This is a genomic window from Sanguibacter inulinus, assembly GCF_013415325.1.
GTDB lineage: Bacteria > Actinomycetota > Actinomycetes > Actinomycetales > Cellulomonadaceae > Sanguibacter > Sanguibacter inulinus.
The window spans coordinates 66786-86279 of record NZ_JACBYE010000004.1 but is presented as its reverse complement, the minus strand read 5'-3'; the positions used below and the strand labels follow the sequence as shown (position 1 = coordinate 86279).

General features: G+C 70.4%; 17 protein-coding genes and 2 tRNA genes. 11 read left to right on the top strand and 8 right to left on the bottom strand.

The annotated features are described in order from the left end of the window. The first annotated feature begins 10 nt into the window (after positions 1–10). The gene (locus HZZ10_RS02805; RefSeq protein ID WP_012866416.1) at positions 11–259 is read left to right on the top strand and encodes an acyl carrier protein; all 249 of its coding nucleotides are present in this window, start codon (positions 11–13) and stop codon (positions 257–259) included. Between the two features lie 128 nt (positions 260–387). Further along, positions 388–1632 (top strand): beta-ketoacyl-[acyl-carrier-protein] synthase family protein, encoded by a 1245-nt coding sequence (locus HZZ10_RS02800; RefSeq protein ID WP_056131740.1) that lies wholly within the window; start codon positions 388–390, stop codon positions 1630–1632. Between the two features lie 256 nt (positions 1633–1888). Here the strand turns inward: HZZ10_RS02800 and HZZ10_RS02795 are convergent, their stop codons facing one another. The 3 genes from HZZ10_RS02795 to def form a co-directional block, all read right to left on the bottom strand. After that, positions 1889–3943, bottom strand: a complete 2055-nt coding sequence (locus HZZ10_RS02795) for an acyltransferase family protein (RefSeq protein WP_228086935.1) — start codon at positions 3941–3943, stop codon at positions 1889–1891. 116 nt (positions 3944–4059) lie between these two features. Beyond that, a complete protein-coding gene (locus tag HZZ10_RS02790) occupies positions 4060–4560 on the bottom strand; it encodes a DUF3145 domain-containing protein (RefSeq protein ID WP_056131735.1) in 501 nt (166 codons plus the stop codon). Between the two features lie 233 nt (positions 4561–4793). After that, positions 4794–5282, bottom strand: coding sequence for a peptide deformylase (gene def, locus HZZ10_RS02785; protein ID WP_056131733.1), 489 nt, complete (start codon positions 5280–5282; stop codon positions 4794–4796). Between the two features lie 198 nt (positions 5283–5480). Here def and HZZ10_RS02780 point away from each other — a divergent pair. The 4 genes from HZZ10_RS02780 (at position 5481) to HZZ10_RS02765 (ending at position 7324) form a co-directional block, all read left to right on the top strand. Then, a tRNA-Ile gene (locus HZZ10_RS02780) sits at positions 5481–5554 on the top strand. 326 nt (positions 5555–5880) lie between these two features. Then, positions 5881–6513: a M15 family metallopeptidase gene (locus HZZ10_RS02775; RefSeq protein ID WP_179912321.1), complete on the top strand. Its 633-nt coding sequence runs from the start codon at positions 5881–5883 to the stop codon at positions 6511–6513. Between the two features lie 197 nt (positions 6514–6710). Next, positions 6711–7232: a hypothetical protein gene (locus tag HZZ10_RS02770; RefSeq protein WP_179912320.1), complete on the top strand. Its 522-nt coding sequence runs from the start codon at positions 6711–6713 to the stop codon at positions 7230–7232. Positions 7233–7248: 16 nt separating this feature from the next. Continuing rightward, positions 7249–7324, top strand: a tRNA-Asn gene (locus tag HZZ10_RS02765). 144 nt (positions 7325–7468) lie between these two features. On the opposite strand, the gene HZZ10_RS02760 is transcribed toward HZZ10_RS02765, so the two are convergent. Next, complete coding sequence (locus tag HZZ10_RS02760) at positions 7469–8257, bottom strand: methyltransferase domain-containing protein (protein WP_179912319.1); 789 nt, start codon at positions 8255–8257, stop codon at positions 7469–7471. 172 nt (positions 8258–8429) lie between these two features. Here HZZ10_RS02760 and HZZ10_RS02755 point away from each other — a divergent pair, with 172 nt between their 5' ends. Next, complete coding sequence (locus HZZ10_RS02755; protein WP_156382727.1) at positions 8430–8705, top strand: hypothetical protein; 276 nt, start codon at positions 8430–8432, stop codon at positions 8703–8705. Here the strand turns inward: HZZ10_RS02755 and HZZ10_RS02750 are convergent. Further along, complete coding sequence (locus HZZ10_RS02750; protein ID WP_179912318.1) at positions 8680–9408, bottom strand: phosphatase PAP2 family protein; 729 nt, start codon at positions 9406–9408, stop codon at positions 8680–8682. The genes HZZ10_RS02755 and HZZ10_RS02750 overlap by 26 nt on opposite strands. Before the next feature lie 155 nt (positions 9409–9563). Beyond that, the gene (gene dnaG, locus HZZ10_RS02745; protein ID WP_179912317.1) at positions 9564–11534 is read right to left on the bottom strand and encodes a DNA primase; all 1971 of its coding nucleotides are present in this window, start codon (positions 11532–11534) and stop codon (positions 9564–9566) included. Between the two features lie 411 nt (positions 11535–11945). Here dnaG and cofG point away from each other — a divergent pair, with 411 nt between their 5' ends. The 4 genes from cofG to HZZ10_RS02725 are packed head-to-tail and all read left to right on the top strand — an operon-like array spanning position 11946 to position 17351. Then, positions 11946–14462, top strand: a complete 2517-nt coding sequence (gene cofG / locus HZZ10_RS02740; protein WP_179912316.1) for a 7,8-didemethyl-8-hydroxy-5-deazariboflavin synthase CofG — start codon at positions 11946–11948, stop codon at positions 14460–14462. Continuing rightward, a complete protein-coding gene (locus tag HZZ10_RS02735; RefSeq protein ID WP_179912315.1) occupies positions 14462–15235 on the top strand; it encodes an alpha/beta fold hydrolase in 774 nt (257 codons plus the stop codon). Before cofG ends, HZZ10_RS02735 begins: the two co-directional genes overlap by 1 nt. Further along, entirely contained in the window at positions 15232–16713 is a 1482-nt protein-coding gene (locus HZZ10_RS02730) for a flavin-containing monooxygenase (protein WP_179912314.1), read from the top strand. The genes HZZ10_RS02735 and HZZ10_RS02730 overlap by 4 nt, the downstream gene beginning before the upstream one ends. Next, positions 16710–17351 (top strand): NUDIX hydrolase, encoded by a 642-nt coding sequence (locus HZZ10_RS02725; RefSeq protein WP_308507467.1) that lies wholly within the window; start codon positions 16710–16712, stop codon positions 17349–17351. Before HZZ10_RS02730 ends, HZZ10_RS02725 begins: the two co-directional genes overlap by 4 nt. Before the next feature lie 162 nt (positions 17352–17513). On the opposite strand, the gene HZZ10_RS02720 is transcribed toward HZZ10_RS02725, so the two are convergent. After that, the gene (locus tag HZZ10_RS02720; RefSeq protein ID WP_179912313.1) at positions 17514–18806 is read right to left on the bottom strand and encodes a deoxyguanosinetriphosphate triphosphohydrolase; all 1293 of its coding nucleotides are present in this window, start codon (positions 18804–18806) and stop codon (positions 17514–17516) included. A 90-nt stretch (positions 18807–18896) separates the two neighbouring features. Further along, entirely contained in the window at positions 18897–19259 is a 363-nt protein-coding gene (locus tag HZZ10_RS02715; protein ID WP_179912312.1) for a hypothetical protein, read from the bottom strand. Positions 19260–19494 lie beyond the last annotated feature (235 nt).

Here is a 19494-nt window from a genome sequence, read left to right as displayed (position 1 = left end):
AGACACACCCATGGCTTACACCGAGCAGGACATCCTCGCGGGCCTCGCCGAGATCGTCGCCGAGGAGACCGGCCTCCCGGCCGACTCCGTCACGTCGGAGAAGTCCTTCACGGACGACCTCGACATCGACTCGCTCTCGATGATGACCATCGTCACGCACGCCGAGGACAAGTTCTCCGTCACCATCCCCGACGACGAGGTCAAGAACCTCTCGACCGTCGGCGACGCCGTCAGCTTCATCAACGGCGCACAGGCCTGACGAACGCCTGACCGCGGGGTCGGAGGTCCACCTCCGGCCCCGCGCCCAGCGGTCGCCCTGGCAGCACACCAGCGCCGGCGCCGCCCCCCACACTTCGCCCCTCTCCCCCCGTCACCCAGGAGCACTTCATGAGCAACGCCCGCGATGTCGTCGTCACCGGTCTCGGCGCCACCACGCCTCTCGGCGGCGACGTGGAGTCCACCTGGAAGGCCGCTCTGGCTGGTGAGTCCGGCGCACGCACCCTCGACAACGACTGGGCCGAGAAGTACGGCATCGCCGTGGACTTCGCCGCGCAGCTCAAGGTGACCCCCGACCAGGTCCTCCCCCGTCCCGAGATCAAGCGCATGGACCCGTCCGCGCAGTACGCGATCATCGCGACCCGCGAGGCCTGGGCCGACGCCGGCAGCCCGGACACTGACCCCGAGCGCATCGGCGCTGTCGTGTCGTCGGGCATCGGCGGCATCTGGACGACCCTCGACGCGTGGGACACGCTGCGCGAGCGCGGCGGCCGTCGTGTGCTGCCCATGACCGTGCCCATGCTCATGCCGAACTCCCCGACCGCGTACGTCGAGCTCGAGATCGGTGCCCGTGCGGGTGCTCACGCTCTCGTCTCCGCGTGCGCCTCGGGTGCCGAGGCCATCGGCTACGGCATCGAGATGATCCGCTCGGGCCGCGCCGACGTAGTCGTCGCCGGCGGCACCGAGGCAGCGATCCACCCGATGCCCCTCGCAGCCTTCGCGGCCTCGCGCACGCTCTCCCTCCGCAACGACGACCCGGCGGCTGCCTCGCGGCCCTACGACGTCAACCGTGACGGCTTCGTGCTCGGAGAGGGTGCGGCTGTCGTCGTGCTCGAGAGCGCCGAGCACGCCGCGGCCCGCGGAGCCCGCGTCTACGCCCGTCTCACGGGTGTCGGCCTGAGCTCGGACGCGTACCACATCACCTCCCCCGAGCCCACGGGTCGTGGCCAGATCGCAGCCATGAGGTCCGCTCTCGCCGACGCCGACCAGACGACGCGCGACATCGTGCACGTCAACGCCCACGCGACGTCGACCTCGGTCGGCGACCTCATCGAGGCCCGCGCCATCCGCACGCTCCTCGGCGACGAGGCGGACCACGTCGCGCTCTCGGCGACGAAGTCGATGACCGGCCACCTGCTCGGTGGCGCGGGTGCGCTCGAGACGGTCTTCACAGTCCTCGCAGTCCACAACCGGACGGCCCCGCCCACGATCAACGTGTCCGACCCGGACCCCGAGCTCGACATCGACCTCGTGCGCGACACCCCGCGTGCGCTGCCCGAGGGCGACATCGCGGCGATCAACAACTCCTTCGGCTTCGGCGGCCACAACGTCGCGCTGATCGTCCGCAACGCCTGATACCTGACGCGGTCGGCCGACGAGGGGGCTAGCAGCCCGGACGGCACCCACGGCGTCACGACACGAGAGCGGCTCCGACCTTCGAGGTCGGGGCCGCTCTCGTCGTCGGGAGCAAGTGCCGCAGCCAGGTTGCCCGGGCCCCTGGGCAACCCGTCTGGACGCCCCTCCGCTTCTCGAGGGACTGTCCCCGTGGTCTTGCGAGGCACGACCTATGGCCCGGGGGGCCGGACCAGCCTCGGAGGCGCGCTCGGCTCTCTCAGCCGGCCGAGGCCGGGTCGACGACCTCGCTGATGCTCTCCCACACCAGCGGTGCGAGCGTCCGTGAGTACGCGGGCGTGATGTGGTGGTAGTCGCGGTAGACCAGCACGCTGCCGATGACGGCCGGGCAGGTGTCGTCGGCGCAGAACCAGCCGAGGGTGTCGACCAGCGTCACGTCGGCCTCCGCCGCAGCCTCGACCTGGAGGTCGAGCGGCAGTGCCTCCGCAGCAGGCCGTGCGCAGACCGTCGGGTCGTCGGCGTTGGCCACCACGCACTCCGTCGTCGCGTCCTCCTGGAGCATCTGGGGGTTGTCAGCGAGCACGACGACCGGCAGGCCCTCGTCGACCAGCCCGGTCCAGGCCTCGACGAAGCCCTCGACAGGCCCGACAGCTCCGTCACCGACGACGAAGTCCACGTCGGTCCGGTTGGACGTGACGACGACGTCGATGCTCGCGTCGTCGAGGAGCGCCTGGGTGGTCGCCTCGTTCGACCGCTCGCAGACCCCGTCACGCTCCACGTCGGAGACCGGCTGGGCAGTCGTGTACGGGCAGCTGCTGCGGAGGTACGTGACGACCCGGACACCCTGCTGCTCGGCGACCTCCTGGAGCGCTGGCAGGTACTGCTCGGCGTGCGAGTCGCCGACGAGCGCGACCACGTGCTCTGCATCTGCCGGACCGAACTCGCAGCGTGGGGCGGGCTCGGGGCTCTCGGACGCCTTGCAGCGCCCCTCAGCGCCCTCAGGGAGCTCGTCGCGGGCGTCCTCCGGTGCCGGGACGATCACAGGGTCTCCCGGGGCGAAGGAGACGATCCCGGCCGACGAGAGCGATCCGGCCCCCAGCTCCGTCGGCGCCGAGGCGAGCAGGGTCTCGGCCAGCGCCGAACGCTCCTCGGCGCGTGCGGCCCCGAGCGCCCCCGGAACCTGCACGGTAGCCACGCTGACCAGGAGCACCGCTGCGGCGACAGCGAGGACCCGCCGAGCGCTGGCCTGCGGGGCGAGCCCTCGGTGGAAGGGCACCTCGACGACCCTGCGGGACACCCCCGCGAGGACGAGCGAGAGGACGAGCACCACGCCCAGGACGACGGTCGAGGCCTCGCTCGTGGTCGAGCTCCCGACCAGCCGAGCCACCGCGTAGGGGGCCAGGACGAGGAGCGGCCAGTGCCACAGGTACACCGAGTAGGAGACGTCACCCAGCCACAGCACCGGCCGGACAGAGCTGAGGCGCCTGACGGCCGGGGTGCTGCCAGCGCGCGCGGAGAAGATCACCAGTACGGCCCCCACGGTGGGGACGAGCGCGAGGGCCCCCGGGAAGCCGTCGAGCGGGACGAGCACCATGCCACCGGCGATGAGCAGCAGACCGACCCACGCAGAGACGGCGCGGGCTGCAGCCCCGGGCGTGCGCAGGGCGCTCAGCGCGAGCAGAGCACCGACGCCCAGCTCCCAGAACCGGGTGTGGCTGACGAAGTACGCCGCAGGGTCGCCGCTCCGGGTGATCACCACGGAGCAGGCGAAGGAGACGACGGTCAGCACCAGGACCAGGGTCAGAGCGGCTCTGCGGGCGTCGGCAGATCCCCAGGCCGCGCGTGCCGTGCGGGTCCGGGACCTCCACCACAGCAGCGCGACGAGCAGCACGGGCCAGACCACGTAGAACTGCTCTTCGATCGACAGAGACCAGAAGTGCTGGAAGGGGCTCGGTGCGGTGCCCTCGGCGAGATAGTCGACCGAGTCGGAGGCGAGCAACCAGTTCTGCACCCACAGGAGCGAGGCCGTGCCCTGGCGGGTGACCTCGGCCCAGCGGAGCTCGGGCAGCAGCGCGAGAGCCGCGACTGTCGTGGAGACGACCACGAGGGTGGCGGCCGGCAAGATCCGTCGGGCGCGTCGGGCGTAGAAGCGGGCGAGGCCGAGCCGTCCGGTCCGCTCGACCTCGCCGATCATGTGCGAGGTGATGAGGTAGCCGGAGATGACGAAGAAGACGTCGACACCGACAAAACCAGCAGGCAGCAGAGTCGGCCACAGGTGGTACAGCACCACCCCGGCGACGGCGAGGGCACGCAGCGCCTGGATCTCCGGGACGATCGTCGTCGACCGCCGCGGGACGCCGACGGCTGTCGTGGCGTCCGGGTCGGGACGCGAGAGAGCGCTAGCGATGACGCCCTCCCGGGCCGCGTGCGTCAGCCGACGCGGTGCAACCAGCGGACCGGTGCACCCGCACCGGCGTAGCGGAAGGGCTCGAGCTCGTCGTCCCAGGCCTGGCCCAGCGCGAGGCCCAGCTCTTCCTGCAGGCGGTGCGGGTCGTGAGCGTGCACGAGGGCCGCACGGATGCGGTCTTCGGGCACGACGACGTTCCCGTGAGCGTCGGTCGCAGCATGGAAGATGCCGAGCTCAGGGGTGTGGCTCCAGCGTGAACCGTCGACGCCAGGGCTGGCCTCCTCAGTGACCTCGTAGCGCAGGTGAGTCCATCCGCGCAGCGCCGAGGCGATGCGCGAACCCGTGCCCTGGGGGCCCTGCCACGAGTACTCGGACCTGAAGAGTCCGGGCGCAGCAGGCTGCTCGATCCAGTCGAAAGACACACTGGAGTCGAGGACGTTGCTCGCCGCCCACTCCAGGTGCGGGCAGAGCGCGCGCGGTGATGAATGCACAAAAAGCACGCCGCGGGTGATGGCACCAGCCATGTGTGTCCCTCCTAGAGTCGAGATTCGTCTTCCCCAACGACCTCGAGCATCTGGACGAGAAGTCACATGCTCCACGACATATATGTACTGCTGAGGACATCATGCCTCACGGACCCGCGGTTGACCAGCAGGGCGGCGCACCCTGTGCACAGAGCGCACCAGGCTCGCCGGCCTACGCCAGCGTCACGCGACAGTCTGTGAGCGCGGGGCGCTGGCCGGGTCCGGCATAGATGTCAGAGCGACTCGCGGAGCGCGCGCATCGCCTTCTTCCGGACGGCCTTGTCCAGGCGGTCCAGGTAGAGGTAGCCGTCGAGGTGGTCGACCTCGTGCTGCAGGCAGCGCGCCATGAGCTCCGTGCCCTCGACGACGACCTTGTTGCCGTCGAGGTCCGTCCCCTCGACGCGGGTGTACCAGGCGCGCTCGGTCGGGTACCAGAGACCGGGGACCGAGAGGCAGCCCTCGTCGCCGTCCTGGTACTCGTCCTCGGACAGCTCGACGATCTTCGGGTTCAGCACGTAGCCGATCTCGTCGTCGATGTTCCACGAGAACGCCCGGAGGCTGACACCGATCTGGTTCGCGGCGAGGCCTGCGCGTCCGTCGTCGTTCACGGTGTCGAGGAGGTCCTCGACGAGGCCCCTGACCCTGTCGTCGATCGTCGTGATCTCTTCGCACGGGGTGCGGAGCACGGGGTCGGGGACGACGCGGATCTCTCGGATAGCCATGGCTGTATCTTCCCACGACAGCACCAGCGTCTGCATCACTGACCGCGCGCACCGGCGCGTCCCCAGCGATGCCACCGCGAACTCGCGAGCGAACGCCGTCCAGCCCTGTCCACGGCGTGCCCACACCCGGTGGGCCGCGCGTCACGCACCCGCCGACCTGCGCCGACTCCTGCACCCGCCCGCTAGGATCGTGCGCGAGCCCCGTTAGCTCAGATGGTCAGAGCGTCCGACTCATAATCGGCTGGTCGCCGGTTCAAGCCCGGCACGGGGCACCGAAGACGACCCGGAACCCGCGGTGGTCCGACCGTCGATCAGTCTTCACGCCCGCCGCACTCGTGCGCGGTCTCCGACATGGGCCTCCGCACGACCAAGCCCCCGACCTCTCCGCGAGGTCGGGGGCTTCTTGCGTCATGCGCACTCCCCGCTCCCTCCGCGGGTGATGAGCGACCGCCGAGGCTGCTCTCGGCCGAGCACGCCGAAGCCCCAGGGCCGAGCAGCAGCCCACCAGGGTCTAGGGCCCCGCTGCCCCGCACCCTAGATTCGTACATGTGTTCGAACACGACTTCTTTCCACCACTACTACTCAACGAAGGAGAGACATGGCCACATCAGTCAACGGCTGGCCCCTGGTGCCCGCTGGCTCACCACAGCTGGCGCAGCTCCCAGGGGTCCCCACCGGACCGGTCGCGCTGGCCGGGCCCGTAGCGACACTTCTCGGCTACGTCGCCACGGAGTTCCACGCCCGGGTCGAGGCGATCACCTCGACGAGCTCGCACAGGCCCGGCGCCAAGATCGGCTCCACCGGTTGGTACTCCAACCATGCCTCAGCAACGGCGGTCGACCTCAACGGCGGTCGACACCCGCAGTTCCGCCGAGGCACGTTCACAGCAGCCCAGGTTGCTCAGATCCGCACGATCCTCGCAGCCACCAAGGTCATCGACTGGGGCGGCGACTGGGACGACGCCTCAGTCGACGAGATGCACTTCGAGATCCGACCCAGCACCACAGCACAGCAGGTCGCAGACGCGGCCAGCACACTCAACCAGGAGGACGACATGACACCCACTCAGGCAGCACAGCTCACCGCAATCCTCGACCTGCTCACCCCCGGCGTCGCAGGCGTGAAGTTCGACGGTGACATCTTCAAGCGACTCGCCCGCATCGAAGACACCGCCGTTCGCACCCGCGCAGACGTCGCCACGGTCCACGACTCCGTGCTCCGCCAGAAGTAGGCCCACCTCAGAGACGATCGACAGCGTCGTTCGTCGACCACGGTGCCCCGCCCACCCATGGTGCGCGGGGCACCGCTCCCTGCGTCGAGCGAGTCAGAGCACTGCGGTGGTCTGACTCGCCGTGGCGTGCCGGGCGTCTCGGTCGGCAGCCGGCTCACGATCGAGCACGGCTCCCACCCGCACGCTAGGTTGGCGGGATGGGTCTCCTGTCACGTCCCGAGAAACTCCCCGCCGACGTCCGTGCTGCGCTCGACCTCGAACGCGCAGATCGGGTCCTGGCTCAAGGGCGGCTCCATGACGGTTCATGGGTCGTCGCCACCAGCGCCTCGCTGATCCGGTCCGACGGCACCTCGACCGCCTCGTGCACGTGGTGCGACGTCGATCGTGGCTCGTGGGACCCCGAGTCGTCGACCCTGACGGTCACGTGGGTTGACGGCCACGCCCCGCTCCGGCTGCGCATCGCCGAACCCACGAAGACCTCCCTGATGCGGGTCTTCCGGGAGCGGGTCCAGGCCTCGGTCGTGATGTCGGAGACGGTTCCTCTGGGCGCCGGTTTGACCGCACGTGTCGCCGTGCGCAAAGATCACGTCGGCAACCTGCTCACCCAGGTCGTCGGAGACGCGGGAGCAGACCTGTCTGCCCCGCTCGCCCAGGCCGCGGTGCGGTCCGCGCTGGCCCGTCTGAGGTCGGCGTCAGGAGCACCACCTGAAGCCTGGTAGTGTTTTCTCCGGTCGATCCCGCGTAGCTCAGTTGGCAGAGCATCCGACTGTTAATCGGACGGTCACTGGTTCGAGTCCAGTCGCGGGAGCCACACAGAAGGCCCTTGATCAGCAGCACTGCTGATCAAGGGCCTTCGTCGTGTCCGCCGAGCATCGGCCCTATGGTGAGGTCAGAACGGCGCCGGAGTCACCACCGCGACACTGCCCCGAGTGGCTTTGGTCACCATCGCGTTCTCTCAGCGGCGTGTCCCTCGCCCCAGGAGCGCACGCGAGGCCAGACGGAGCGGAGCCGTCCCGAACCTCGCGTCGACGATCTCTCGGTAGGCGGCGCGCATCGCTGAGCGTCCGCGGTCGTCCTGCGCCAGATAGGTCGCGCCGATGGCCGCGATCCCTGCCTCGACCCCTGTCCACAGCAGATCTGCGTCCATCTCGAAGTCCCAGGTCACCACGTGCGCCTCGGCCTCCAGCCCGGCCCCGGCCAGCAGCTGGGTGAGCCCGTCCTCGGTACGGGCGAAGTCGTCCCGCGCGGGCGTCGCGGTCGACGCAGGCCGCTCGACGCCTGCGCGCTCCACGACCTCGGCCCACATCGCGTTCATCGCCGTGAGCTCGGAGGGCCAGATCGTCACAGCGAGATCACCACCGGGACGCAGCACCCTGACCATCTCCGCGACACCTGCTCGTGGGTCACGGAGATGGTTGACCACATATCCGGCGACCACGGCGTCGAAGCTGTCGTCGTGGAAGGGCAGATCAGGCAGCGCCGCCTCGATGCACGTCGCGGGAGGAGCGGTCACCGACGCGATCGCGAGCATCTGTGCCTCGGGGTCGACGGCTGTGACGTCCCATCCCCTCCCGGCCGCTGCCAGCGGCAGACGCCCAGGCCCCGTGCCGACGTCCAGCAACCTGCCGCCGGAGGGCTCGACCTCGTCGAGGATCGGGTCGATCGTCCCGTCGCACAGCCGCCCGAAGGTCCGTGCGTAGGTCGTCGCGTCGTTCCATCCTCTGGCCAGGCCTGTCGTCGTCATGCCGGGAGGCTAGACCAGTGGCCGTCACCTCCCCCTCGTGGCCTCGAAGTGTGGGACGTCTGTGCTGGGACGGGCCGTCGTCACACTCTCACCCCGACATCACCCCGATCTCACCTCCCTCTCACCTCTGTCTCGCCTGTCGTGCTCCGCGAGCCACGGCTACTGTCGGCCCATGAGCGCCAGTGACCCGTTGAAGGCCAGCACGGTCTACCTCGACGCGCTGACCGCCAAGGACAGCGACCACGACGCCTCGGTGCTCGGGATCGCCACGGCGATGTCGGGCCTCGAGTCGTTCATCACCCCGACCCCGGACACCAGCACGGTGTTCTTCGGGGGCTTCATCGCGCTCGAGGCTGCGGTGACCATGCTCAGCCATGCACGAGAGGTCGACAGGCTCCAGGTGATCGCGGAGCTCCGCAACGTCATCGAACGAGCTGACGGGTACTGAGACCCAGACCAACCCGCTCGACGACAGGCGTGAGCAGCAGCACGACCACGAGGACCGTGACGCAACCCAGCACGGCGCCTGCGATGACCTCGTGCGGCGCGTGGACGCCTTGGAGCACACGTCCCGCACCCGAACCCACGGCGAGCGCCACGACGGCCCAGCGCGCTGCTGGAGGCCACCTGCGCACGAGGAGCAGGATCGCCGTCGCACCCGCCACGGCGACGACCGTGTGGCTGCTGGGGAAGCCCCAGTCCCCCGGGGCCGGGCAGTCGACCGCCGTGATGTCCCTGCACACACGGTCCGCCGCGACGACGACTTTGATCCCTTCGCTGGCGGCGTAGGCCGCGACGGCCCCAACCGCGGCAGAGACCGCGAGCGCCGCACGGTGGACGCCGGAGCGCAGTGCACGCCACCCGACGGTGACAGCAACCAGGCCCAGCACGATCACGAGGACCTCGGCGAGACGGCCGGCACCCCAGATGCCTGCAGTCGTCGGGGCGATGCTCCGGGCAAGCTCGCTGCTGGGTCCGCGCAGTGCCCAGGCGAGTCCCATCCCGGCCGCGCACACGACCAGGAGCGCCGTGACGTCCAGCACGCGGGTACGGGCAGACTTCCGTGTCCAGGTCCGGGTCGGCGTCCTGTCCGGACTCTTGTCGGCGTCATGCATCGGGGCGAGCCGGTCCCCCCGGTGTGGCTGGGTCATGGCGCGAGGCTACGAGGGCCGTCGACAGGTGCTCGGGAGAGTCGGTGTCGTGCCTGCGAAGGGTCTGCACATCCGCTCGGTCACACCCGTCTGGAAGAGGCCGTGCCTGTCCTGACGAGGCCGAACCCTTCCCGACGACCTCGGGAGAACGCGCGTCAGTCCCGGGCACCCTGCTCGCGGATCTCGCGGCGCTGCTGCTCGAGGGTGAGCAGGTCGGTGAAGGCCTGGTTGTAGGCCTCAGCCTCGGCGACGGGGTCAAGGCGCTGGAGACGGCTGCGGGCGTTGCCGATCTTGCGCGTGATGCCGAGCTCGACGAAAGCCCGGACGACGCCCTGGACGTAGTCGTCGATCGCCCCGGGGCGGTCTTCGGGCAGGGGCGCGACCGAGAGCTCGTTGACGAGGGCGAGCACGGGTGGCGAGCACTCTTCGGTGATCAGGCCGACCCACTCGGAGTCCTGACGCTGAGCGGCGGTCGCCAGCCCGCCAGCCGCGCGGATCGCCTCGTGGACGGCTCGCCAGGCAGGCACGGTGAAGGCGTCGCCGGGGAGGTCGTCGACAGCAGCAGCCGGGATGTGGTGGGGGTACTGGAGGATCACCTCGAGGGTCTGGCGCTCGAGGCGGGCGATCGGGTCAGACTGGCTCGGGCGCTGAAACCCGTCGCCGGTGTCGGCTCCCGGCAGACGTGAGCCACCGTCGCCGCTCTGCTCGGTGCCCGACGGGCGGCCACGGTCGTTGCCTCGCTGCTGTGAGCTCTGCCCGCCCTGACCGCGGCCGGCGGACTGGACGGCGCGCAGCACAGACTCTCCGTCCATGCCCAGCCACCCGGCGAGCATGCGCGCGTACTCGGGGCGCAGGGCAGTGTCCCGGATTCCTGCGACGACCGGCGCGGCGGCCCGCAGTGCTGCGACCCGCCCCTCGGCCGTGTCGAGGTCGTAGGTCGCGAGGGTGGTCTTGATGACGAACTCGAAGAGCGGCTGGCGTCCTTCGACAAGAGCCTGGACGGCCTGGGGGCCGCGAGCCTGGCGCAGGTCGCAGGGGTCCATGCCGGAGGGCTCGACGGCGACGAAGGTCTGCGCGTAGAACTTCTGGTCTTCGCCGAAGGCGCGCATGGCGGCCTTCTGCCCGGCGGCGTCTCCGTCGAAGGTGAAGATGATCTCGCCACCCGAGGAGCCACCCCCGGCGAGCTGGACGCCGCCGCCAGCGCTGGTGTCACCGACGAGGCGGCGCGCGAAGCGCACGTGGTCGGAGCCGAAGGCCGTGCCGCAGGTCGCGACCGCTGTGGTCACACCTGACAGGTGCGCGGCCATGACGTCGGTGTACCCCTCGACCACGACGATCTGCTTGTTCTTGGCGATGTCGCGCTTGGCGAGGTCGATGCCGTAGAGGACCTGCGACTTCTTGTAGAGCGCGGTCTCGGGGGTGTTGAGGTACTTGGGACCCTGGTCCTCGTCGTAGAGCTTGCGTGCCCCGAAGCCGATGGTCTCGCCGGTGACGTCGCGGATCGGCCAGATGAGCCTGCCCCGGAAGCGGTCGTAGATCCCCCGGTTGCCCTGGCTGACCAGACCCGAGGCAGTGAGCTCGGCCTCGGTGAAACCCTTGCCGCGCAAATGCTTGAGGAGCCCGTCCCAGCCCTTGGGGGCATAACCGATGCCGAAGTGCAGGGCGTCGTTGCGGTCGAAGCTGCGCTCGGCGAGGAAGGCGCGCCCGGTGGCTGCCTCGGGGCTGAGCAGCTGCTCGGCGAAGAAGGCCCCGGCGATGCGGTTGGCCTCGAGCAGGCGCTGGCGCTTGCCCGGCTCTTCGGTGCGACGCGGGCCGCTGCCCTCGTCGTAGCGGAGCTGGATGCCGACACGACCGGCCAGGTACTCGACAGCCTCAGAGAACCCGAGCCCGTCGATCTTCTGCACGAAGGAGATGACGTCGCCGCCCTCGTTGCAGCCGAAGCAGTGCCACCGGCCCACCTGGGGGCGCACGTGGAACGACGGGGAGCGCTCGTCGTGGAAGGGGCACAGGCCCTTCATGGAGCCCACGCCAGCGGGACGCAGGGTGACCTGCTCGCCGACGATCTCCTCGATGCGCGCCTTGTCACGGACAGCGTCCACGTCTTCGCGTTTGATGAGACCAGCCACGTCGTCGAGTCTAGGCGTCCCCGACGCTCCGGATGACCTCGTCGCTGCGGCCTGTGGACGCCGAGTCGTCCAAGTTCCCCTGTGGACGCGGCTGGAACACACGTCCGGCCCTTCGAGCTTCCGCGCCTGCCCGGAGAGACGTCTACGCTCGCGGGGCAGCACAGCCCTCGCTCCGGCTCGCGCCCTCCTTGTGCACATCGCGCTGAGTCCACAGGGCCTTCGTCTCGTCCGACCTCGGCACGTCGGCGCAGGTACAGTCGCTCAGAGCTGCCCTCGCCGTCGCAGGCACCTGCCCAGAGCCTTCCCGAGTGCTCTGGAGCGGTCGTCACAGGCCGCGAGCAGGTGCCCTCCGCGGCCCGCCGGCAGCACGACAGACAGAGAAGGCCGGGCGCGCCCGGGAGCGGAGGACACATGACGTGCGAGGCGATCAGCGGAGCCCTGGACCGGGCCGAGCAGACCGGCACGACGACGCAGGCAGACGCTGCCCTGCTGCTCGGCGCGCGCGGCGACGACCTCGAACGGCTGCTCGTCCTGGCCTCACGGATCCGCGACGAGGGCCTCGAGCGCAACGGTCGCGCGGGCATCATCACGTACTCGAAGAAGGTCTTCGTCCCGCTCACCAAGCTGTGCAGGGACCGCTGCCACTACTGCGTGTTCGTCGAGACGCCCGGGAGCCTGCGCGCCTCGGGTGAGCAGTCCTTCATGGAGCCCGAGGACATCCTCGCCGTGGCGCGCGCCGGGGCCGCGCTCGGCTGCAAGGAAGCGCTCTTCACCCTCGGCGACCGTCCCGAGGACCGGTGGCCGTCGGCGCGAGAGTGGCTCGACGAGCACGGCTACGGCTCGACCCTCGAGTACGTGCGGGCCATGGCTGTCCTGGTCCTCGAGGAGACCGGTCTGCTCCCCCACCTCAACCCCGGGGTCATGTCGTGGGCCGAGCTCCAGCGGCTGCGGCCCGTCGCACCCTCGATGGGCATGATGCTCGAGACCACCGCGACCCGGCTGTGGTCGGAGAAGGGCGGCGTGCACTACGGTTCCCCGGACAAGGACCCGGCGCTGCGGCTGCGTGTGCTCGAGGATGCCGGCCGCTCGAAGGTCCCCTTCACCACCGGTGTCCTGCTCGGCATCGGCGAAGACCACGCCGACCGCGCCGAGGCGCTCTTCGCGATCCGTGCGTCGCACGAGCGGTACGGGCACATCCAGGAGACGATCGTCCAGAACTTCCGCGCCAAGCCGCGGACCGCGATGCAGAACGACTCTGACCTCGAGCTCCAGGAGTACATCGCCGCGGTCGCCGTGGCGCGTGTGGTGATGGGTCCTGACGCGACGGTCCAGGCACCGCCGAACCTCACCGACCCGCACGAGCTCGGGCTGCTCGTCCGCGCCGGGATCGACGACTGGGGCGGCGTCAGCCCGCTCACCGCCGACCACGTCAACCCTGAGCGTCCCTGGCCGCACATCGGCGACCTCGCAGCCCTGACCGCGACCGCCGGTTTCGAGCTGCGCGAACGCCTCACGGCCCACCCGCCCTATCTCGCCGACGCCAGGACCTGGGTCGACGACCGCATCCGCCCGCACCTCGACCCGCTCGTCGACCCCGACACCTACCTCGCGATCGAGGACGCGCCCGTCGTCGGTCGGCCCTTCGACCCACGGGTCCTCCCTGTCCTGCCGACCCGCGCGTCGACAGCCGCACTCAGCCCCGCTGTCGCCGACGTCCTCTCCCGGGCCGCGAGCGCGCCCGCCGGTCTGTCGGACGACGACTACCTCCTGCTGCTCGAGGCGGACGGAGCCGACCTCGACGCCCTCGCGGCCCTCGCCGACGAGGTCCGGCGCGAGACCGTCGGTGACGACGTGACCTTCGTGGTGAACCGGAACATCGACGCGTCGCTGTTCTCCCCGGACCGTCTGACGGTCGAGCGGGTGGGTGCCCTCGTCGCCGAGGCACGCTCGCTCGGCGCGACAGAGATCTGCGCGCAGGGCGCCGTGAGCGGCGGACCCGGCTACGACTACCTCGACCTGGTCGAGGCGATCCGCGCCCAGGCACCCGAGATGCACCTGCACGCCTTCAGACCACCCGAGGTGCACGAGGGTGCGGCACGGCTCGGGCTCTCGCTCGCTGAGTATCTCGCTGCGCTGCGAGCAGCCGGGGTCGACACCGTGCCCGGCACGGGTGCCTTCGTGCTCGACCAGCGCGTCCGTGAGGTGCTCGGTGGTCCGTCGGTCCTCACGGTCGAGCAGTGGGAGCGGTCGATCACGACAGCCCACGGGGCGGGGTTGCGGTCGACCGCGACGATCGTCTACGGGCACGTCGAGTCGCCCGAGCAGCAGCTGGCGCACCTGCGTCGTCTCGGCGCGCTGCAGGACGCGACGGGCGGGTTCACCGAGCTCATCGCGATGCCCTTCGTCCCGCTGGACGCCCCGGGCGTCACCGGGACGAGAGGCGGGCCGTCGCTGCGTGAGACACGCGCGCTGCACGCCGTCGCGCGGCTCGTCCTCACCGGTCGGATCGACAACATCCAGACGGCGTGGACCAAGCTCGGCATGCGCACGAGCCAGACGCTGCTGCTCGGCGGGGCGAACGACCTCGGCGGGCTGCTGCTCGACGGCACGCTCGATCCCGAGGCCGGTGCAGAGGCCTACAGGGCGCTCGACCGCAGCGACGTCGCCCGCCTCGCCGACGAGATCGGTCGCCCGGTCCGTCAGCGCACGACGGACTACGGTCCGGTCACCACGCCCTCCGTCTCCACGTCTGGGGCTGCCTCTGCGGACCGGGATCCGACCACGGCACGCGGGACAGATGCCGGTCGAGAGGCTGGCGCAGCTGGCTCGACCGGCACCGGAGCACACGGAGGAGACGGCGGCGCAGGGGTCGCCGCGCCCGCAGACCGCGAGCGCACCGACCTCATCAGCGGGGCACGCCTGCCGTGATGGCGAACCCTCGGCCGAGCACGGTCGTCCTGGTGCCCGGCCTCTCCGGGAGCCCTGACGACTTCGCCTTCGTCCACCCGATGCTGGCTCGCCGCGGCCGCGTGGTCACCGTCGACCTCTCGACAGAGGCTGCTGGTGTCTCCTTCAACGCGCAGGTCGAGCACGTCCGCCGCACGATCGACGACCTCGCCGACCAGCGCCACCAGCACGACGGCGGGATCGGAGAGCAGGAGGACGACGGCCCGCACCCGATCGTCCTCGTCGGTTCGTCCTTCGGTGCGCTCGTCGCGACGGCCGTCGCTGCGGCCGACCCGCGTGTGACCGGGCTGGTCCTGCTCGGCGGGTGGCTCGCGCCGGACGACCGTCTCCGAGACGCCCTCGACCACCTGCTCACCGTCCGCGAGCGCACCCCGGACCTTCTCGATGCCGTCGCGCGTCTCCTGCTGCTGAGCCCGTCGGCTCCGAGCGGTGCGGCGCCTCCTCTCATCCCAGCAGGCGAGCTCACAGCCCGACGCCTGGCGTGGGCACGCTCCGTAGACCTGCGCCACGTGCATGTGACGGCCCCGGTCCTCGTCGTGACCGGGCGAGCAGACGCGCTCGTCTCCCCCGCCCTCTCGCAGGAGCTGGTCGGCACCTTCGACGACGTCCGTCACGCGGAGCTCGACGCCGGTCACGCGCTGCTCGCGGAACGTCCCGCCGAGGTCCTCTCCCTCGTCGAGGCTTTCGTCGACGGCCGACTCGCGCCAGGTCCTGTCCAGGCGGCCCAGGTATGAGCACCGCTGCGACCGTGACGCAGGTCGAGACCGTGATCGTCGGCGCTGGCTTCGCAGGCCTGGGGACAGCCATCCGGCTCCTGCGGTCCGGGCGCACGGACTTCGTCGTGCTCGAGCGCGGCGAGGGCGTCGGCGGCACCTGGCGGGACAACCACTACCCAGGGGTCGGGTGCGACGTGCCGTCGCACCTCTACTCGTACTCCTTCAGGCCACGTGCGGAGTGGTCGGCGGTCTTCGCGCCAGGTGAGGAGATCCGCGAGTACCTGACCGAGGCTGTCGAGGACGAGGGTCTCGCCCCGTATCTGCGGCTCGGCACCGAGGTCCTGTCGATGCGCTGGGACGCCGACGCCCAGCGGTGGTCGGTCGAGACGACGACAGGCGCGTACAGCTGCCGCACCGTGGTGGTCTGCGCGGGGAGACTGTCCGAGCCGCGTGTCCCGGCGGCTCCTGGCCTGGGGTCTTTCGACGGGCCCGTGTTCCACTCCGCCCGGTGGGACCACAGCGTCGAGACGGCAGGGAAGCGGGTCGGGATCGTCGGGTCCGGGGCGTCTGCAGTGCAGATCCTGCCGCAGGTGGCCCGGGATGCCGGCTCGGTGGTGCTGTTCCAGCGCAGCGCTCCGTACGTCGTGCCGCGGCAGAACCGTCAGTACTCACCCGCCGAGCGCCGGGGTCTGAGCAGGGTCCCGGGTGCTGTCGAACGGCTGCGGTCCCGGATGTTCTGGGACATGGAGCAAGGCCTGGCGGCTCGTCGCGCCGTCCCAGGCTTCATCGACAGCCTCCGGGCGACCGCGCTCGGGCACCTCGCCCAGCAGGTGCCCGACGAGTCGCTGCGGGCCGTCCTCACCCCGGACTACGAGATCGGCTGCAAGCGCGTGCTGCTCTCCGACGACTACTACCCCGCCGTCGCGTCGAGCACCGTCACCGTGGTCCCGGCAGCCCTGCGCGAGGTGCACGGGTCGACCGTGGTGGCTGAAGACGGCAGCGAGCACGAGCTCGACGTCCTGGTGCTCGCCACAGGCTTCGAGTCGACCCGCCCACCGTGGGCTGAGCGTGTGGTCGGACGGGACGGCGGGACGCTCGCCGAGCACTGGGCCGCGGGGATGAGCGCCTACGCGTCGACGAGCGTGCACGGGTTCCCGAACCTGTTCGTCATCAACGGACCGCAGGCGAGCCTCGGGCACAACTCGGCCGTGTTCATGATCGAGACGCAGATCGAGCACGTCCTCGGGGCGCTCGAGCACGTGCGGTCCTCCGGGGTGCTCGAGGTGTCGCGCACCGCCGAGGAGGAGTACTCCGCGTGGCTCGACGAGGCTGGAGAGGGCACCGTGTGGCGCACCGGTGGTTGCACGAGCTGGTACCGCGACGACCGCAACGGGCGCCTCACACTGCTGTGGCCGGACTTCGCCTTCACGTTCCGCGAGCGCTTCGGCACCTTCGACCCGGCCGGGTACGCCGGCACAGGTAGTGTCCTGGGGTGAACGCGACCCACCCCGACGACTCCCCCACCGCTGCTCCCGTCGCGGAGGCGCCGCCCACCCACGTCGCAGGCGACGCCCATCAGCCGGACCCGCGCACCGACGCCCTCGCCGACGTCCTCACGTCCTGGGAACCTCGCGCAGAGCACCTCCAGGTGCTGCGCACCGAGTACCTCGCGTACCTCGCCGGCGGCGGGACCGCTGACCGGGACGCGTCGCCCCAGCACCTCACCGCGAGCACCTTCGTGCTCAGCCCCGACCTGCGGCACGTGCTGCTGTGCTATCACCGCAAGGGCCGGTTCTGGGTCCAGCTCGGTGGTCACGTCGAGCCCGGCGACAGGTCGGTCGCTGCGGCAGCATCGCGCGAGGCCCACGAGGAGAGCGGCCTGACAGGTCTCGAGCTCACGGGCCTCGTCCCGGTCGACCTGGACCGGCACAGTCTCGGCGACGGCTTCGGCCGCTGCGCCGTTCACTGGGACGTCGGCTACGTGGCGTTCGCCCCCGCGGACAGCGTCCCGGTGGTCAGCGACGAGAGCGACGACGTCGCCTGGTGGCCCGTCGACGCTCTGCCTGTCGAGGTGCCAGAACAGTTCGTCGGGCGTCTGACCCGCGTCCTCGCAGAGCTCAGCATCGGTCTCTGAGCCGTCAGTCGTCCGTCTCACGCCGTCAGCAGCGAGACTCCCGGCAGCTGCGGCCTGTGGTCGGTCACCCGTCAGTCGTCGGACGCCAGTCCACCGCGGTCCGCTGTCAGTCGTAAGTCCTCAGTCGTCAGCCGTCAGCCGTCAGCCGTCAGCCGTCAGCCGTCAGTCGTCGAGCTTCCCAGGCTGGACGAGGCGAGCGTGCCACTGGGCTGCCGAGACGTCGGTGAGCGACGCCACCTGGTCCACGACGACGCGCAACCGTGCGGCGTCGTCGTCGGCCTCTTTCCAGTCGATCGCGAAGGCCGGCTCGAGGGCGATGGGGGCCCGGTCGCTCAGCACCTCGACGAGATCGGCGATGAGCTCGCGCTGGTGGATGTACAGCGGCTCGCCCTCGCGCGGCGCCATGATGTACGCGACGGCCAGCCCCTTGAGCACGAGGATCTCGGCGAGGGTCTCCTCAGGCACGATCAGCATGGCCGCATAGCGGGTGAGCGGACCGTCGCCGTACTGCGCCCGGGTCGCACGCTCGGCAGCCTTCGCGAAGCGCCCGATGAGCTGGCTCGTGGTGTCCTTGAGCGTCGCGAGCGCCCGGCGCGACCCGTCGAAGCCCTGCACCAGCAGACCGGCAGCGTCGAGGCGGTCGATCGCGTCGCGCAGGCCCTCGGGCGAGACGAGGTGCCCGTACCAGGTCTGCACGGCGTCGATGACGCGAGCCCGCTCTTCGTCGCCCTCGAGGATCTTGAGGTCGAAGCGGCCGCCGACGATCCCGTCCTCGACGTCGTGCACGGAGTACGAGATGTCGTCGGCGAGGTCCATGACCTGCGCCTCGAGGCACTTCACACCGTCCGGGGCGCCGTCGCGCAGCCACTCGAACACGGGCATGTCGTCGGCGTAGACGCCGAACTTGTGCGTCGGGCGCCCGTCGAGGCGCAGCGGTCCCTGCCGGTACGCCCACGGGTACTTGACCGAGGCGTCCAGGCTGGCGCGCGTGAGGTTGAGGCCCACAGCCCGGCCGTCCTCGGCGAAGACCTTCCCCTCGAGGCGGGTGAGCAGCCGCAAGGTCTGGGCGTTGCCCTCGAAGCCGCCGATGTCCTTGGCGATCTCGGCGAGGGCACGCTCGCCGTTGTGCCCGAAGGGCGGGTGACCGAGGTCGTGCGCGAGGCATGCTGTGTCGACGACGTCAGGGTCGCAGCCGAGCGCCTTGCCGAGCTCTCGCCCGACCTGCGCGACCTCGAGAGTGTGGGTGAGCCGGGTGCGGATGAAGTCGTCCGAGGCAGGGCCGAGCACCTGCGTCTTGGCGCCGAGCCGTCGCAGCGCTGAGGAGTGCACGAGCCGCGCACGGTCCCGCTCGAAGGGGGTCCGCGCCTTGCTCTTGGGCGCCTCGTCGACCCAGCGCAGACGGTCGGCCTGCGTGTAGCCGGACTCGGCAGTCTCACGTTCGGTGGTGTGGGGCACGAGACAAGCCTAACGACGCGATGGACGGCTGGTCGACGCGCGTCTTGCAGCACTTCACGGACTGTTCTCGGGCACGGGGCGACCCGGCACTCAGCTCGCAGCCAGATACTGGTCGACGACGTCACGGACGAAGGTCGAGAGGTCCTTGCCCTCCCTGGCCGCCCGTTCGCGAGCAGCTCGATCGAGAGGACCGGGTGCCTGGACATGCCATTCCGGTCCTGGGGTGACGGGTTGCGCTGCGGCCTCCTCCGATGACGCCGTCGACAGCCGCTCGTGGTCCAGCGCATCGACATCGATCCCTGCCGCTGCGAGGAGCGCCCGGCCAGCAGAGCGAGCCTCGTCGCCGACGAGAGCATGACCCGCGGAGACTCCGACGAAGTCTCCAGCCTCGGCCCAGGCCTCGAGCTCTGCCACATCGTCTGACGACAGCCCCTGGGGGTGAGAGCCGTTCATGTTCCTTCTCCTTCGTAGCCGACAGCCGCAGCGGTCGAGTGTCGTAGGCGCATCACGTGGAAGATGAAGACGTGACGGGGTGGCTCGTGCATCGCGAGGATCTCCAACGTCCCGCTTCGTGACGGCCCGATATACAGCGCTGGGGGCCGAAGACGCCCTCTCGGTCGCGGGCCGAACGGGTCGACGACAAGGTGAGCACGACTCATCGCGAAGATCGCCTCGTCACGGGGGATCC

Bases quoted from the DNA above. Each gene is read 5' to 3' on its own strand.
- HZZ10_RS02805 (WP_012866416.1), top strand. From the start codon at position 11: ATGGCTTACACCGAGCAGGACATCCTCGCGGGCCTCGCCGAGATCGTC.
- HZZ10_RS02800 (WP_056131740.1), top strand. From the start codon at position 388: ATGAGCAACGCCCGCGATGTCGTCGTCACCGGTCTCGGCGCCACCACG.
- HZZ10_RS02790 (WP_056131735.1), bottom strand. From the start codon at position 4,560: ATGGCTGGTGCCATCACCCGCGGCGTGCTTTTTGTGCATTCATCACCG.
- def (WP_056131733.1), bottom strand. From the start codon at position 5,282: ATGGCTATCCGAGAGATCCGCGTCGTCCCCGACCCCGTGCTCCGCACC.
- HZZ10_RS02775 (WP_179912321.1), top strand. From the start codon at position 5,881: ATGGCCACATCAGTCAACGGCTGGCCCCTGGTGCCCGCTGGCTCACCA.
- HZZ10_RS02770 (WP_179912320.1), top strand. From the start codon at position 6,711: ATGGGTCTCCTGTCACGTCCCGAGAAACTCCCCGCCGACGTCCGTGCT.
- HZZ10_RS02760 (WP_179912319.1), bottom strand. From the start codon at position 8,257: ATGACGACGACAGGCCTGGCCAGAGGATGGAACGACGCGACGACCTAC.
- HZZ10_RS02755 (WP_156382727.1), top strand. From the start codon at position 8,430: ATGAGCGCCAGTGACCCGTTGAAGGCCAGCACGGTCTACCTCGACGCG.
- HZZ10_RS02750 (WP_179912318.1), bottom strand. From the start codon at position 9,408: ATGACCCAGCCACACCGGGGGGACCGGCTCGCCCCGATGCATGACGCC.
- cofG (WP_179912316.1), top strand. From the start codon at position 11,946: ATGACGTGCGAGGCGATCAGCGGAGCCCTGGACCGGGCCGAGCAGACC.
- HZZ10_RS02735 (WP_179912315.1), top strand. From the start codon at position 14,462: ATGGCGAACCCTCGGCCGAGCACGGTCGTCCTGGTGCCCGGCCTCTCC.
- HZZ10_RS02730 (WP_179912314.1), top strand. From the start codon at position 15,232: ATGAGCACCGCTGCGACCGTGACGCAGGTCGAGACCGTGATCGTCGGC.
- HZZ10_RS02715 (WP_179912312.1), bottom strand. From the start codon at position 19,259: ATGAACGGCTCTCACCCCCAGGGGCTGTCGTCAGACGATGTGGCAGAG.